The organism is Pseudomonas protegens CHA0, assembly GCF_000397205.1.
In the GTDB taxonomy this organism is placed as follows: domain Bacteria; phylum Pseudomonadota; class Gammaproteobacteria; order Pseudomonadales; family Pseudomonadaceae; genus Aquipseudomonas; species Aquipseudomonas protegens.
In genome coordinates this window covers 1,620,012-1,634,281 of sequence record NC_021237.1, presented here as the reverse complement: position 1 = coordinate 1,634,281, position 14,270 = coordinate 1,620,012, and the positions used below count along the sequence as shown (strand labels likewise).

Below are 14,270 nucleotides of genomic sequence, written 5' to 3'. Positions count from 1 at the left end.
CCCTTACAGCGATCATACTGACCGCTTAAATTTCCCATCGAGGTCACGATGAACCTGCACGTCGAAGAACTCACCGGCACCGATGGTGCACGCATCGCCATTGCCACCCTGGACGCGGAAAAATCCCTGAACGCCCTGTCCCTGCCCATGATCCAGCAGTTGAGCGAACACCTCGACACCTGGGCCAAGGACCCGCAGGTAGTGTGCGTGCTGTTGCGGGGCAACGGCGCCAAGGCTTTCTGCGCCGGCGGCGAAGTGCGCAGCCTGGCCCATGCCTGCCTGGCCCATCCCGGCGAAGTGCCGCCGCTGGCCGGGCACTTCTTCGCCGCGGAATACCGCCTCGACTATCGCTTGCACACCTACCCCAAACCACTGATCTGCTGGGGCCACGGTTATGTCCTCGGTGGCGGCATGGGGCTGCTGCAAGGTGCTGGCATTCGTATCGTCACCCCCAGCAGCCGCCTGGCGATGCCGGAAATCAGCATTGGCCTGTACCCGGATGTGGGCGCCAGTTGGTTCCTGTCGCGCATGCCCGGCAAGCTCGGGCTGTTCCTGGGCCTTACCGGCGCCCATATGAACGGCCGCGACGCTCTGGACCTGAACCTTGCCGACCGTTTCCTGCTCGATGAGCAACAGGAAGCGCTGATCGAGGGCCTGCTGCAACTGAACTGGCAGGAACAGACCCCAAGGCAGCTCAACAGCCTGCTCAAGGCCCTGCAACAGGAAGCCCTGGAGCAGATGCCCGACGCTCAATGGCTGCCGCGCCGGCAACAGATCGACAGCTGGCTGGATGTCAGTGACGTGGGCTGTGCCTGGCGGGCTATCAGCCAATTGCACAACCACAGCGATGCCCTCTACAGCCGTGCGGCCAAGACCCTTGTCGAAGGCTGCCCGCTGACTGCACACCTGGTGTGGGAACAGATCCGCCGCGCCCGCTACCTGTCCCTGGCCGAGGTGTTCCAGATGGAGTACACCCTGAGCCTGAACTGCTGCCGGCATCCGGAATTTGCCGAAGGCGTGCGCGCGCGGCTGATCGACAAGGATCATCAGCCGCACTGGCACTGGGCGGATATCAACAGCGTGCCCGAGGCCGTGGTGGAGGCGCATTTCCACAAGGCCTGGGAAGGTCGCCATCCCCTGGCGGACCTGACGGATTACTAGATCGTCACAGGCTGCGCACTGCCCGAAAGGACGCGGCGACAGTGGACTCGCCGAAGGTCCTGCGGACCTTGTCGCAGCCTGCGGCAGCGGCTACAGGGTTCAGCCCAGTACCGGCTCAATGACCGCGGCCACCGTGGCCATGGTCGCCGCGCCCGTGATCGCCGCGCCCGCCATTGTCACGCCCGCCGTGGCCGCCCCAGTCCTGGTTGCTCCAGTTGTTCGGCCGGCCATGCCCACCCCAACCCTGGTTCGGATAAGGCCGGTATACCGCGCGCGGTGGCTGGTAGTAACGCGGGGCCGATTGGTAATAGCGCGGCGCGGGCTGGTAGTAGCGCGGTGGGTAGTAACTGCGCCCCGTGGAATAGTAGGAAGACCCGCCACCGTAGTAATAGGCCGGCGCGGGAGCGCTGTAGACCTCCGAGCTGTAGTAGCCGGAGCCTCCACCGTAATAAGGGGCACACGCAGCAAGGCTCGAACCCAGTAAGGCAATCAGTAGAAGTCGACGATACATGGCGGCCTCCTGGACCGCGAAGAAGCCTCGCCAGCGACGCTGGCAGGCGGCAATCAGCAACAGGCTGACTGACGCAATATCTGACCGCGAAAAGCGCTTGTGGTGCGATTTGCGCAACACTTTGAAACAAGTGCTGCTGACGTCCTTTCCCGCGGTTTTCCACGCCCACGAAAAAGCGCTGCCTCAGGCAAAGGCAGCGCTGTGGGCAACGACTCTCGGCCCTTGGCCTCTTGTCATCCGAGGCGGTGGCCTGTTGTACGGGCCTTGGTGCCGGCTAGTGGTGCCAGCGTCGGTAGCCGCCGTAGTAGTGCGGCCCGTAGCCCCCGTGATAGTAGGGCCGGTAATAGTAGTGAGGCCTGTAGCCGCCTCCATAGTAGGGGTAGCCACCGTAGTAATAGGGGCCTGGAACTGCATACACGTCAGTGCGGTAGTACCCCGGCTCGACGTAATAGGGCACACAGGCGGACAGACTCAAACCAAGCACAACACCGAGCAAGATTCGACGGAACATGGCGGCCTCCCGGACCGCGTGCAAGCCGTACCAGCGACGCTGGACGACGCCAATCGAAACGGCATGACTGGCATTGCATAGGACCGCAAAAAGCCTTTGTGGTGCGCCGCGCAGCAGTGCCCCGATGGCTTCACCGACCAGTGGCGGGGCCTGCTCGGCGGCCTTGCAGGCTCCAGTTGCAACGAGCCCCCCGCTGGCCTTCCAGCGCCTGGCAAACGTATCGAAGTCGAGACAATTCAGGCGCGTGATGAACGAGTTATTTGCGCGCCGTGCCACTAGAATGCGTCATCGGGCCACTATCACGGAATCACCATGCCGCGCCGCTCTCCCCTGTATTCCCAGCGCTCGCTGGTTCTGGTCCTGATCGCCCTGCTGGGCAGCGGTTTTCTCGCCACCTCGCTGCTCAGCTACTACGCCTCGCGGGATTCGATCCGCGACAGCATCGTCAATACCGAACTGCCCCTGACCTCCGATACCGTGTACTCGGAAATCCAGAAGGACCTGGTGCGGCCGGTGCTGATCTCCTCGATGATGGCCCGCGATACCTTCATGCGCGACTGGGTGGTGGCCGGCGAGCGCGACCCGAGCCAGATGACCCGCTACCTCAACGAGGTCATGACCCATTACGACGCCTACACCGCGTTCTTCGTCTCCAACACCAGCCTCACCTACTACCAGGCCAAGGGCGTGCTGAAGAAGGTCAAGGCCGATGAGCCCCGGGACGCCTGGTACTTTCGCGTACGCGACATGAGCACGCCCTACGAGATCAACGTCGACCCGGACCTGGCCAACCAGGACAAGCTGACCTTCTTCATCAACTACAAGGTCTACGACTACCAGGACCGCTTCATCGGCGCCGCCGGGGTCGGCCTGACCGTGGATGCGGTGATCAAGCTGATCGACAAGTACCAGCAGCGTTACCAGCGCAGCGTGTACTTCGTCGACGCCTTCGGCCGCATCGTCCTCACCGGTGCCGACGGTGGCCCCCAGGGCGCCCGCAGCGGCCAGTCGCTGCATGAACTGGGCAGCCTCAAGGAGCTGCTGAGCCAATTGCCCAAGCCCCACAGCGGCAGCTATGAATACAATTCCCAGGGCCAGGGGCACTTTCTCAATGTGCGCTTCATTCCCGAGCTGAACTGGTACCTGTTCGTCGACAAACGCGAAGACGGCGCCCTCAACAGCATCCGCCAGTCGCTGTACCTGAACCTGCTGATCTGCCTGGTGATCACCGCCATCGTGCTGGTCCTGCTCAGCGCCGTGGTGCGCCGCTATCAGCGCAAGATCGAAGCCCAGGCCACCCTCGACAGCCTTACCCGTCTGCCCAACCGCCGCGGGTTCGACCTGCTGGCGGCCCAGGCCCTGCAAGAGGCCTGGCGCGACCTGACGCCGCTGTGCGCCGTGCTGCTGGACCTGGACCACTTCAAGCGCCTCAACGACACCTACGGCCACCTGGCCGGGGACCAGGTGCTCAGTGGCTTCGCCCGGGACCTGCAGGGCTGCCTGCGCCAGTCCGACATCGTCTGCCGCTGGGGCGGCGAAGAATTCATCGTCCTGCTCAAGGACACCGACAGCAGCGTGGCCCTGGGCATCGCCGAGAAGATCCGCCTGCTCACCGAACAGCAGCGCTATCACTATGAAGGGCAGCCGCTGCAACTGACCGTCAGCATCGGCTTGACCAGCCTGCAAGCCCAGGACACCCTGCACAGCCTGCTGTCCCGTGCCGACCACGCGATGTACCGTGCCAAGCACACCGGACGCAATCGAACCTGCGTGGAAATGCCTCACTCCAGCCATGAATGAACCTGAACTCTGCCCCGCCTGCGGTGCCCGCAACGACTGCACCCTGGCTGACCCGCGCCGCGCCGGCCAGGCCTGCTGGTGCTACAGCGTGGACATCGACCCGGCGATCATCGAAGCCCTGGCGCCGGAGCTGCGCAACCAGGCCTGCCTGTGCCCGCGCTGTGCCGGGGTCGACGCGCAGCTGCGCGCCGCTACCCTGCCCCGTCCCTGAGCCCCTCCAGCCGATAGCCACCGATCACCATGCGCATTGACCGTTTTCTCAGCAACCTGCCCCGTTTCAACCGCCAGCAAGTTCGCGTGCTGCTGGTGCAACGACGCATTCGCATCGATGGGCAGCCGGTCAGCGACCCCAAGGCCGAGGTCCGCGAGTTCAGCCGGGTAGAGCTGGACGACGAAGTGCTGCAGGCCGGCAAGCCGGCGCGCTACTTCATGCTGCACAAGCCCATGGGCTGCGTCAGCGCCACCCGCGACCCCGAGCACAAGACCGTGCTCGAACTGATCCATGAGCCGGACCCGCAGGATCTGCATATCGCCGGGCGCCTGGACTACAACACCACCGGGCTGATGCTGATCACCAACGATGGCAACTGGTCGCGGCGCCTGACCCAGCCCCAGACCAAACTGCCCAAGCTCTATTACGTGGAAACCGAGCAGGAGATCGGCCCCGAGTACGTCGAGACTTTCGCCCGTGGCCTGTATTTCGCCTTCGAGGACCTGACCACCCTGCCCGCTCAACTGCAGATCCTCGGCCCCCGCAGCGCCCGGCTGAGCATCGTCGAAGGGCGCTATCACCAGGTCAAGCGCATGTTCGGCCACTTCAACAACAAGGTGCTGCGCCTGCACCGCGAACGCATGGGCCCGCTGCTGCTGGACGAACGCCTGGCCCCCGGTGAATACCGTGCTCTGAGCGACGCCGAAATACGCCTGATCTGAGCGTTGCGCCGCGCCACACGACCGCTGGGCAGAAGCTGTCGAACAATTTGCCCAATGACCTTGCAGGTTCCCGGTTGCCCTGCTTGAATCTGTCCGTCGGCCGAATTGTGACCGATGAGTCACAATCACACATCTAAGAAACCCTTTGCCGGCCTGAGCCCTGCCTGCTCTGCCTTCCCCCCGGCAAATCGCCCGCCTATAACAACACCCGTCGACCTGCCTTACCGGATCGACATGGGCTCCGATTCCAGGCGTATGCCTACCTGTCACATTGCCCGTGCACACTCACGTTGCGCGCATACCCGCTTGCCAGGAGTCTTATGACATGAGGCCAGAAATCGCTGTGCTGGATATACAGGGTCAGTATCGGGTTTACACGGAGTTCTATCGCGCAGATGCCGCAGACAAGACCATCATTCTGGTCAACGGCTCACTGGCCACCACTGCGTCCTTTGCCCAGACCGTGAAGAACCTCCACCCGCAGTTCAATGTGGTGCTCTACGACCAGCCCTACGCGGGTCGCTCCAAGGCCCACAACAGGCACGAACGGATGCTCACCAAGGAAGTAGAGGGGCAGATCCTGCTGGAGTTGATCGAGCACTTCGCCGCCGAACATGTGCTGTCGTTTTCCTGGGGCGGCGCCGCCGCCCTGCAAGCGCTCTCCCAGCGCCCGCGACGCATCGAGAAGGCGGTGATCAGCTCGTTCTCGCCGGTGATCAACGAGCCGATGCGCGACTACCTGGAACGCGGTGTCGACTACCTCGGCAGCCGCGATGGCCATCGCGTCGGCGACCTGGTCAACAACACCATCGGCAAGCACCTGCCGTCGCTGTTCAAGCGTTTCAACTATCGCCACGTCAGCAGCCTGGCGGAACACGAATACGGGCAGATGCACTTCCACATCAGCCATGTGCTCCATGGTGATCGCCAGTGCTACCTCAGGGCCGCACGCAACATCCAGGTCCCGGTGCTGTTCATCAACGGCGAATGGGACGAATACACCTCGGCCAACGATGCCCGGCTGTTCGCCAACCATGTGCAGCAGTCGAGCTTCAGTACCATCCAGGCCACCGGGCACTTTCTCGACATGGAGCACAAGGCCGCCTGCCGCGACACCCGCCAGGCCCTGATGGGGTTCCTCAAACCGGGCCAGTACGACAACCGTTCGCGTGCCCCGCATGTCCAGGAGCAGCATGTACGAGCCCTCTGAAAAGCCCTCCTCGCAGGCCGCCTGCACACCGTGACAACCCCGGTTTTCACGGTATGGGGCGGGCTTGCGATGAAGGTCAGCGGCGCGCAAGCGCAAGTCAGCTAAAGAAAAACTTCAAATCCACGGCCACATCTGGTACAAAGTCAGCCGTTCGAGCGGGTGTCGTATAATGGCATTACTCCAGCTTCCCAAGCTGATAACGAGGGTTCGATTCCCTTCACCCGCTCCACTTCCCCAATCTGCGTGCCCACGCAGAAGCTCCAAGCAGTTTCCCAGTCGTTGAACCGCAACGATCTCTCCCTCCAGACCTGACCATTCAAGCCCAAGCCTTGTGCCTACCCGGGCCGATCGGTGCTGGCCAGAAAAGCTGCATAGCCATCGGCAACCACGGACGTGGCGCCAGTCTCATGGGACCAGAGCACCACCACCGGCTCACCGGCCTCCCCCAGTACGGCGTAATCGAAGCAGTAGTAGTCGCCCGTGCCGAACTGGGCGAACGGCAGCAGGTTGGAGAAACCCGCCGGGTCAGCGCAGACGTTGTCCTGCCAGGCCCGCCAGCCGCCTTCGAAATGGCGGACTATCGACTCCCAGGTCTTGCGCGGATCCCGGGCATCGAAGACCGGAAACACCTCCAGCGCCCCCAGTGCCTTGCCGTTGTGCTCCAGCAACCAGCGCGCGAACGAGCAGGGCAATGTACGCCCCAATGCCATCTCTGCCGCGCGGATCGCCTCGATCGTCGTGCCTGTCACTCTCGCTTTGCCCATGATGCCTCTCTTGGGGTACGAATACGGGGCCGGGGACACTCGGTGTTCCCGGCCGGCGATTGTGCCGATGAAGATCCTGGCGTGCAAAGCATCCGGCGATGGCCCGGCCCGCAAAACTGGCTAAGATATCCGACCTGTTTTGCTGCACCGCCTGCCCGGCCATCGACGATACCTGCGTCGCGCCCTGCGAGGGAGAAGCCCCTCAGCTGTTTCAACTGCATGACATTCCCTGCCCACCAGGGCTGCACACGAACCTGATAGAGCCTCCCGACATGACTCAGAACATCTACGACGACCCGATTTTTTTCCAGGCCTACAGCCAGATGGGCCGCTCCCTCGGCGGCCTCGACGCCGCGCCGGAATGGCCGGCCCTGCAAGCCCTGCTGCCACCGATGAACGGCCTGCGGGTGCTGGACCTGGGCTGCGGCTATGGCTGGTTCAGCCGCTGGGCCAGCGAGCACGGTGCCCGCCAAGTAGTCGGCCTGGACGTTTCGCAGAAGATGCTGGCCACCGCCCGCGCCACCACCTCGGCACCCAATGTGCAGTATCAGCAAGAGGACCTGGAGCAACTGCGCCTGCCCGCCTGCAGCTTCGACCTGGCCTATAGCTCACTGGCCCTGCACTACATAAAGGATTTGCCCGGCCTGTTCGCCCAGGTCTATGCGGCCCTGGTACCGGGGGCGCGCCTGGTGTTCTCCATCGAGCACCCGATCTTCATGGCACCGCGCAACCCGGGCTGGCAGGTGGACGCGCAGGGCCGCCAGTCCTGGCCGGTGGACAGCTACCAGCAGGAAGGCGAGCGGGTGACCCACTGGCTGGCCGAAGGGGTGATCAAGCAGCACCGTACCCTGGGCACGCTGCTCAACACGCTGATCGATACCGGCTTCAACCTGCGCCATGTGCAGGAGTGGGGCCCCACGGCGCAGCAGATCGAGGACCTTCCGGCGCTGGCAGAGGAGCGGGTGCGGCCGATGCTGTTGCTGGTGGCAGCGCAGCGGTGAGGAGGTGCGGCGCCCTCAAGGTTTTTTAACGCCCCTTCGGGCCGCTCGCAGCCTGCGACAGCGGCTACAGAAGCCGCAGTCAGTAGCCTTGCTGGAGTGGAAAGCGCTGGGCCGCGCTGCGGGCCAGGAATTTTTCCTGGACCATGGGCCGGGCCAGGAAATAACCCTGGGCCTCATCGCAGCCGAAGGTGCGCAGCATCTGCAGGCACTTGAAGCTTTCAATGCCCTCGGCCACGGTGCGGTAGCCCAGTTCCCGGGCCAGGGCGATGACCGAGCGGGTGATCTTCTGGTGCTGGGCACTGCTCTCAAGGTCGGTGACCATGGATTTGTCGAGCTTCACCACATTGGCCGGAATCTGATGCAGATAGGCGAAGTTACTGTAGCCGGTACCGAAATCGTCGATGGCCACATCCATGCCCAGGGCGCGGATCTTGCTCAACTGGTCCAGCACCCGCGGGTTGGAACGCAACCAGGCACCCTCGGTGATTTCCACTTCCAGGCGATGGGGTTCGATGCCGTGGCGGCGACAGGCCGCCTTGAGCACATCAGCGATGTCCTGGTCCTCGAAATCCTGGGGCGAGAGGTTGATCGACAGGCGCTGCACTTCACCGTCGCTCCAGGCCTGCAGCTTGCCGAGCACCGCATTGATCACCCAGTGGGTTACCCGGTGGATCAACGCATTGCGCTCCATCACCGGAATGAACTCCGCCGGTGAAATCGGCCCCAGCCAGGGGTGATCCCAGCGGATCAGCGCCTCGGCGCTGACCTGGGCGCCGTCGGGCAGGGCGAAACGCGGCTGGAACATCAGGTAGATCTGCCCACTGTCCAGGGCTTCGCTGATATCCGAGGCCAGGTTGAAGGCTCGCCGGTAGGCCTGGTCCCGCACCACGTCGTAAGGCGCCCAGGTGCTGCGGTTGAGGGTCGCCAGTTCCAGGGCGAACATGGCCTTGCGCAACACGTCGGGCACGGCGTCGCGGTCCGTGGAGAACTCCACCGTGCCCGCGCACACCCCGGGAATCATCGGCAGTTCCAGCCCTGGCGGCTGACGCCGCAGGCGCCGCACCAGGCCTTCCAGGAAGCGCTCGATCCCGGGAGCCGCCGGCAGCAGGAAGCCGAAGCGCTTGACCGATACGTGATACACCCGCACATGGCGCCCCAGGTAGGCGAGCAGTTGCTGGGCCAGGAACCGCACGATGGTCTCGAACGGCGCCAGGCCCATGGCCAGGGTCAGCTCGTGGGCCACGGTCATGTCCACCGCGTCCACCAGCACCAGCACGCGCCGTTCTCCCGGGTTCTCATCCGCCAGGTCGTACAGGTCGCTCTGAAATTGCTCACGGTTGGGCAGCCTGCTCACCGGATCGCGCCGGGTCAGGCGCTGACGCTGCTCCACCTGCTCCATCACCAGGGATGCCAGGTCGCGCAGTTGCTGACGCTCGGCAGCATTCAGGCGCTGGGGCTGGCGATCGATGACGCACAGGCTGCCGATCGCATGCCCGGTGGAGGTAATCAGCGGCGCGCCGGCATAAAAACCGATGCCCGGGTCTTCGGTCACCAGGGGATTGGCGTGGAACCGCACATCCTGGCGGGCGTTTTCCACCTCGAATACATCACCGGACTTGATGGTATAGGCGCAGAACGATTGCTCGATGGGGGTCTGCTCAAGCGCAAAGCCCACCCGCGACTTGAACCACTGCCGATCACGGTCCACCAGGGTGATCAGGGCCGTGGGCACCTTGAAGTACTCTGCGGCCAGCCGGCAGATGCGGTCAAAACGCTCGCACCGGGCCGTATCCAGCAGTTCCAGGGCATACAGGGCAGCCAGGCGCTGCTCCTCGGCCAGCGCCTTATCGGGCATATTGCGCCTCGGGCAGGATCAACACACTCATCACCAATCTATCTCACCAACGCAGGGATGGAACGACACCCGGAAACCGGGTCGGGCCTTGAAGTAGTGGCACTACGACATCCATCGACAGCATGACGCAGTGACTAGTGCTTGCCAATTCCATCCGTCGGACGAACGGTCGACGGCAAGCCCCCCAACCCTGCGTTGAAACACTTGTCCTAGAGCATTGCCAACTGAAAGCCGGTACAACCCTCTGGTAGCCTGCGACGCTATACCGCTGTGCTGCCCAGGGAGCCGGGACAGGCTTCACGCCCTGCCCTGAACCTGGCGACGGACGGCGAAAATCCCCATCGGCCGCGACCTCTCACTTCGGACCAACCGCCCATGCCAAGGCTTTCCCCGTTGCCCCGCTGCCTGTACCTGTCGACTGCCCTGGCTGTGCTGCTACCAATCCTGGCCCACGCCGCACAACCTCAAGCGCCCAGTGCCGCCGACATCGCCTGGCTGCGGCGTGACGGCTTCGACCTGGACGCGGCGCAACTCCAGCGCCTGCGCACCCTGGGGCGCAATGAGCTGCTGAGGGCGCAACTGGACGATCGCCTGCACGATCCGTTGCCACCGGCCATCGACACCCTGCTGCGCAGTTATCCGGCCCTGAACGATTCGCCCCGCTCCCTGCTGGAGGAGTTCCGGCAGCGCCAAGAACAGATCAAGGCAATGCCCGAGGGCGAAGCGCGCAACCAGGCGCAAAAAGACCTGCGCCAGTACGCCGCCCAACTGGCTGAACAGACCCAGTCCAGTGTGCTGTTGCAAGCTGTCTACGGCCCCAACCAGCTCAAGGAACAACTGGTGCTGTTCTGGCTCAACCATTTCAGCGTGTTCCAGGGCAAGGGCAGGGTGCGGCTGCTGACCGCCGACTACCTTGAAAACACCCTCCGCCCCCACGCCCTGGGCAAGTTCAAGGACCTGCTGCTGGCCACCCTGCAAAGCCCGGCCATGCTCGAATACCTGGACAACAGCAGCAACGCCAGGGGCAAGGTCAACGAGAACTACGCCCGTGAACTGATGGAACTGCACAGCCTGGGCGTCGACGCCGGCTACAGCCAGGAAGACGTGCAACAGCTGGCGCTGATCCTCACCGGAGCCGGGCTGGCGCCCCTGGACGGTCGCGAGCAGCACTTTCCCCGCAACCTGCAGCCCCTGGTGGTGCAACAGGGCCTGTTCCAGTTCAACCCCAAACGTCACGACTTCAGCGACAAGCACCTGCTGGGCCATACCATCAGGGGCAGCGGGTATGACGAGATCACCCAGGCCGTGGACCTCATCACCCGGCAACCGGCCTGCGCGCGGTTCATCTCGCGCAAGCTGGCCCAGTACTTCGTCGCGGACGAGCCGCCGCCGGCGTTGGTGGCGCGCATGGCCAAGAGCTTCAGTGACAGCGATGGCGACATCGCCCAGGTCATGGCCACCCTGATGCAATCGCCGGAGCTGCTGCATGCGGCCGGCAGGAAATTCAAGGACCCGCAACAGTTCGTGGTCTCGGCGCTGCGCCTGACCTATGACGGCAAGCCCCTGGCCAACCCGCGACCACTGCTCAACTGGCTGAATCAGATGGGCCAGCCGCTGTTCGGGCGCATCACTCCCGACGGCTGGCCGCTGGTAGCCAGTGGCTGGTCGAGTTCCGGGCAGATGGCCAAGCGCTTTGAAATCGCCCGGGCCATGGGCTCGGGCAACAACCGGCTGTTCACCGCCGAGGGCAGCCAGGTCCCGGGGCCGGGGTTTCCCATGATCACCACGCCGATGTATTACCAGGCAATCGCCCCCTACCTCTCCAGCACCACCCGCAACGCCCTGGAGCAGGCCGTTTCCCCCCAGGAATGGAACACCTTCCTGCTGTCCTCGCCGGATTTCAACAATCGCTGAGAGCGCCCCACCTGACCAGGAGCCGTCATGAATCGTCGCCAATTGTTGATCGCAGCCGCCGCCCTGCCCAGCCTGACGTTTTGTGCCCGGCTGTTCGCCGCACCGGCCTCGGCGCCGCGCACCCTGCTGGTGTTCCTGCGCGGCGGCTATGACTGCAACAACCTGCTGGTGCCCTACAGCAGCGACTTCTACTACGAGTCGCGCCCGACCCTGGCGATTGCCCGGCCCGATGGGCACAACCCACAGAGCGCCATCGCCCTGGACAGCCACTGGGGCCTGAACCCGGTGCTGCGCGATTCGCTGTACCCGCTGTGGCAGCGCCATGAACTCGCCTTCGTGCCCTTTGCCGGCACCGACGACCTGTCCCGCAGCCACTTCCAGACCCAGGACACTATCGAGGCCGGCCAGCCGAGCCAGCAGCACCGGCGCTACGACTCGGGGTTCCTCGCACGCTTGGCGCGGCAGGTGCCCGACAGCGCGCCTATCGCCTTTACCGACGCCCTGCCCCTGAGCTTCCAGGGCGGCCAGGAGATTCCCAACCTGTCCTTGCGCAGCGCCGGCAAGACGCCCTTCGATGAGCGCCAGGCAGCGATTCTGGCCTCCATGTACCAGCACACGCCCTATGCCGCCGCGGCCAGCGATGGACTGGCCCTGCGCCAGAAGGTCTCCCGGGAGCTGCAGCAAGAGATGCTCGCAGCCAATCGCGGGGCCGCCAATGCACAGAGCTTCGCCGCCCAGACCCGGCGCATGGCCGGCCTGATGCGCGAGCAGTATCGCCTGGGCTTCGTCGATGTCGGCGGCTGGGATACCCACGTCAACCAGGGCAGCACCCAGGGCCAACTGGCCAGCAACCTGGCCAACCTCGGGCAAGGGCTGGCGGCCTATGCCGAGGCCATGGGCGAGCACTGGAAGGACAGCCTGGTGGTCGTGGTCTCCGAATTCGGCCGGACCTTTCGCGAGAACGGCGCCCGGGGCACCGACCACGGCCATGGCACGGTGTACTGGGTGTTGGGCGGCAGCATTCGCGGCGGGCGCCTGGCCGGCGAGCAAGTGACGGTGAACGCGCAAAGCCTGCTGCAGAACCGCGACTACCCGGTGCTCAACAACTACCGGGATCTGCTCGGCGGCCTACTGGGCGCTACCTGGGGGCTTTCCAGCGCTCAGGTACAGGCGGTGTTCCCCGGTTCCCGGCCCGCGACCCTGGGCCTGGTCTGATGCCGTTGCTGAAACGCCCAGGTGCAGGCAAAAAAAGAGCGATCCCAGGGTCTGTACGAAAACTCGCCGAGCAAAGATCAGGCAAGGCAAAAACAGGCGAGGAAGCGGAGTTTAGGAACCTAAATGAGCATTCCGAGCCTGTTTTTAACGCAGTCTGATCGAAGCGCAGGTAGTTTTCGTACAGAGCCCACGATCGCTCTGCGGTTCGCAAACGGATGCACCGGGCCATTCGCCCCGGCAGACTCTTGGCAACCTGCCGTGAATCCGCTTGAAACCATTTGCCCCCTGTCACCGCCCGGCTCCTGCCCGGCGTGCCGATATTTTTACCAGTGCGCAACTGTCTGCTTGCTGAACCTGAAGCCAATCCCGCCATCGATGCTGTCCCCCCTCCTGCCCGAGCGCTTGCCAAGCCGGGGAAAAACCTGAAGCATTCGCAGCCCGCGCCCCTGGCGCCCCCCCACGGAAGGAGCCGTGCCTTGAAAACACTGCTGTTGCTGCTCTCCCTCATCCTGCTGATGGTGCTCAACCTCGGTTACTACACCGAGCTTGAAGAGGCTGAAACCCATACCCGCTGGTTTATCAAGACATCCCCGACCCTGCGCCTGGAATTCTTCAACATCCACGCCAATGACGGCGACTACCGGCGCGTGGAAAAGCTCACCGATGAACAGCGCCAGATGATCATCGACTATTGCAAATACCGCCTGGGCATCGACACCCAGGTCACCACCCAGGCCGATGTGGAACGTTGCGCCAAGCTCTAGGGCCGCCCTGCCCCCCTCTCTCCCAGCCTCCGACCAGGGCTACGACCGCGCTAAACAGCCCTGATGCGGCGCTCATTGGCCCCTGGGGGCCGGAGCACCTGCGCCCGACACGGCTCCCAAAGTGCTATGGTGGCCGGCTGCCCTGCGTGCCAGGGCTCACTGGAGGAGCAATACGCTGAGCGCGTGGTCGCCACCTTGAGGAGGTCACTGAAGAGATATGTGTAACGCAAAAGATATCTATACCGCGGGTTGGGTCCTGGTGGTCATGGCCGGGCTGGTGTCCCTGGCGATCCAGGTCTACCTGGGCTATTTCAGGCTTGATGACATGGTCAAGCACCTGTCGCGCTGCCGGGTCATTGCCATCCGCATGCCGCTCCTGGGCAAGGACCCCCTTAGCCGTTTCTTCATGCTGCTGTGCATCGGCGCACTGTTCGCCATGCCCCACCTGTTCCTGCGCAACGGCGGCCTGAACGTGAAGGACTACAGGAAATTCCCCCTGGGCCTGAAGTGGCTGATCAATCTGTTCCAGTTCGCGGCCCTGGTGGCCGTCATTGCCTTCCTGGTGCTGTGGTGGGTCAGCCGCCACCTCTGACGGCAGGCATGGACCATACGGGGCGCCGCCAACGGCGCC

At 64.0% G+C, this 14,270-nt stretch carries 14 protein-coding genes and 1 tRNA gene; 11 read left to right on the top strand and 4 right to left on the bottom strand.

The window, feature by feature from the left end; translation table 11 throughout:
- The first annotated feature begins 48 nt into the window (after positions 1 to 48).
- Entirely contained in the window at positions 49 to 1,161 is a 1,113-nt protein-coding gene (locus PFLCHA0_RS07340; protein ID WP_015634508.1) for an enoyl-CoA hydratase/isomerase family protein, read from the top strand.
- A gap of 115 nt (positions 1,162 to 1,276) precedes the next feature.
- On the opposite strand, the gene PFLCHA0_RS07335 is transcribed toward PFLCHA0_RS07340, so the two are convergent.
- Together PFLCHA0_RS07335 and PFLCHA0_RS07330 are read right to left on the bottom strand one after the other, a co-directional pair.
- Positions 1,277 to 1,672, bottom strand: coding sequence for a hypothetical protein (locus PFLCHA0_RS07335; protein ID WP_011059773.1), 396 nt, complete (start codon positions 1,670 to 1,672; stop codon positions 1,277 to 1,279).
- A 274-nt stretch (positions 1,673 to 1,946) separates the two neighbouring features.
- Positions 1,947 to 2,156: a hypothetical protein gene (locus PFLCHA0_RS07330; RefSeq protein ID WP_227454106.1), complete on the bottom strand. Its 210-nt coding sequence runs from the start codon at positions 2,154 to 2,156 to the stop codon at positions 1,947 to 1,949.
- Between the two features lie 339 nt (positions 2,157 to 2,495).
- On the opposite strand from PFLCHA0_RS07330, the gene PFLCHA0_RS07325 reads away from it, so the two are divergent.
- From PFLCHA0_RS07325 to PFLCHA0_RS07305, 5 genes are all read left to right on the top strand, one after another.
- Complete coding sequence (locus tag PFLCHA0_RS07325) at positions 2,496 to 3,983, top strand: sensor domain-containing diguanylate cyclase (RefSeq protein WP_011059772.1); 1,488 nt, start codon at positions 2,496 to 2,498, stop codon at positions 3,981 to 3,983.
- The gene (locus tag PFLCHA0_RS07320) at positions 3,976 to 4,194 is read left to right on the top strand and encodes a cysteine-rich CWC family protein (RefSeq protein WP_011059771.1); all 219 of its coding nucleotides are present in this window, start codon (positions 3,976 to 3,978) and stop codon (positions 4,192 to 4,194) included. The genes PFLCHA0_RS07325 and PFLCHA0_RS07320 overlap by 8 nt, the downstream gene beginning before the upstream one ends.
- Before the next feature lie 29 nt (positions 4,195 to 4,223).
- Positions 4,224 to 4,916 carry a pseudouridine synthase gene (locus PFLCHA0_RS07315; RefSeq protein ID WP_015634506.1) on the top strand — a complete coding sequence of 231 codons (693 nt, stop codon included), beginning with the start codon at positions 4,224 to 4,226 and terminating at the stop codon, positions 4,914 to 4,916.
- Between the two features lie 325 nt (positions 4,917 to 5,241).
- Positions 5,242 to 6,126 (top strand): alpha/beta fold hydrolase, encoded by an 885-nt coding sequence (locus tag PFLCHA0_RS07310; RefSeq protein ID WP_015634505.1) that lies wholly within the window; start codon positions 5,242 to 5,244, stop codon positions 6,124 to 6,126.
- Positions 6,127 to 6,281: 155 nt separating this feature from the next.
- Positions 6,282 to 6,355, top strand: a tRNA-Gly gene (locus PFLCHA0_RS07305).
- A gap of 106 nt (positions 6,356 to 6,461) precedes the next feature.
- Here the strand turns inward: PFLCHA0_RS07305 and PFLCHA0_RS07300 are convergent.
- Positions 6,462 to 6,890, bottom strand: a complete 429-nt coding sequence (locus PFLCHA0_RS07300; protein WP_015634504.1) for an SMI1/KNR4 family protein — start codon at positions 6,888 to 6,890, stop codon at positions 6,462 to 6,464.
- Between the two features lie 272 nt (positions 6,891 to 7,162).
- On the opposite strand from PFLCHA0_RS07300, the gene PFLCHA0_RS07295 reads away from it, so the two are divergent.
- Positions 7,163 to 7,891: a class I SAM-dependent methyltransferase gene (locus PFLCHA0_RS07295; RefSeq protein WP_041752001.1), complete on the top strand. Its 729-nt coding sequence runs from the start codon at positions 7,163 to 7,165 to the stop codon at positions 7,889 to 7,891.
- A gap of 79 nt (positions 7,892 to 7,970) precedes the next feature.
- Here PFLCHA0_RS07295 and PFLCHA0_RS07290 read toward each other — a convergent pair whose 3' ends face one another.
- On the bottom strand, positions 7,971 to 9,746 hold the full coding sequence (locus PFLCHA0_RS07290; RefSeq protein ID WP_015634502.1) for a sensor domain-containing diguanylate cyclase: 1,776 nt from the start codon (positions 9,744 to 9,746) through the stop codon (positions 7,971 to 7,973).
- Positions 9,747 to 10,121: 375 nt separating this feature from the next.
- On the opposite strand from PFLCHA0_RS07290, the gene PFLCHA0_RS07285 reads away from it, so the two are divergent.
- The 4 genes from PFLCHA0_RS07285 (at position 10,122) to PFLCHA0_RS07270 (ending at position 14,231) form a co-directional block, all read left to right on the top strand.
- Positions 10,122 to 11,660: a DUF1800 domain-containing protein gene (locus PFLCHA0_RS07285; protein WP_015634501.1), complete on the top strand. Its 1,539-nt coding sequence runs from the start codon at positions 10,122 to 10,124 to the stop codon at positions 11,658 to 11,660.
- Positions 11,661 to 11,687: 27 nt separating this feature from the next.
- Entirely contained in the window at positions 11,688 to 12,875 is a 1,188-nt protein-coding gene (locus tag PFLCHA0_RS07280) for a DUF1501 domain-containing protein (RefSeq protein ID WP_015634500.1), read from the top strand.
- Positions 12,876 to 13,351: 476 nt separating this feature from the next.
- Positions 13,352 to 13,639 (top strand): hypothetical protein, encoded by a 288-nt coding sequence (locus PFLCHA0_RS07275; protein WP_015634499.1) that lies wholly within the window; start codon positions 13,352 to 13,354, stop codon positions 13,637 to 13,639.
- Between the two features lie 217 nt (positions 13,640 to 13,856).
- Positions 13,857 to 14,231, top strand: a complete 375-nt coding sequence (locus PFLCHA0_RS07270; RefSeq protein WP_015634498.1) for a hypothetical protein — start codon at positions 13,857 to 13,859, stop codon at positions 14,229 to 14,231.
- The last annotated feature ends 39 nt before the right edge of the window (positions 14,232 to 14,270 follow it).

What these genes read in the sequence shown, in the direction of transcription:
- PFLCHA0_RS07320 (WP_011059771.1), top strand. Translation starts at nt 3,976, where the DNA reads ATGAATGAACCTGAACTCTGCCCCGCCTGCGGTGCCCGCAACGACTGC.
- PFLCHA0_RS07295 (WP_041752001.1), top strand. Translation starts at nt 7,163, where the DNA reads ATGACTCAGAACATCTACGACGACCCGATTTTTTTCCAGGCCTACAGC.
- PFLCHA0_RS07290 (WP_015634502.1), bottom strand. Translation starts at nt 9,746, where the DNA reads ATGCCCGATAAGGCGCTGGCCGAGGAGCAGCGCCTGGCTGCCCTGTAT.
- PFLCHA0_RS07285 (WP_015634501.1), top strand. Translation starts at nt 10,122, where the DNA reads ATGCCAAGGCTTTCCCCGTTGCCCCGCTGCCTGTACCTGTCGACTGCC.
- PFLCHA0_RS07325 (WP_011059772.1), top strand. Translation starts at nt 2,496, where the DNA reads ATGCCGCGCCGCTCTCCCCTGTATTCCCAGCGCTCGCTGGTTCTGGTC.
- PFLCHA0_RS07310 (WP_015634505.1), top strand. Translation starts at nt 5,242, where the DNA reads ATGAGGCCAGAAATCGCTGTGCTGGATATACAGGGTCAGTATCGGGTT.
- PFLCHA0_RS07315 (WP_015634506.1), top strand. Translation starts at nt 4,224, where the DNA reads ATGCGCATTGACCGTTTTCTCAGCAACCTGCCCCGTTTCAACCGCCAG.
- PFLCHA0_RS07280 (WP_015634500.1), top strand. Translation starts at nt 11,688, where the DNA reads ATGAATCGTCGCCAATTGTTGATCGCAGCCGCCGCCCTGCCCAGCCTG.
- PFLCHA0_RS07340 (WP_015634508.1), top strand. Translation starts at nt 49, where the DNA reads ATGAACCTGCACGTCGAAGAACTCACCGGCACCGATGGTGCACGCATC.
- PFLCHA0_RS07270 (WP_015634498.1), top strand. Translation starts at nt 13,857, where the DNA reads ATGTGTAACGCAAAAGATATCTATACCGCGGGTTGGGTCCTGGTGGTC.
- PFLCHA0_RS07300 (WP_015634504.1), bottom strand. Translation starts at nt 6,890, where the DNA reads ATGGGCAAAGCGAGAGTGACAGGCACGACGATCGAGGCGATCCGCGCG.
- PFLCHA0_RS07335 (WP_011059773.1), bottom strand. Translation starts at nt 1,672, where the DNA reads ATGTATCGTCGACTTCTACTGATTGCCTTACTGGGTTCGAGCCTTGCT.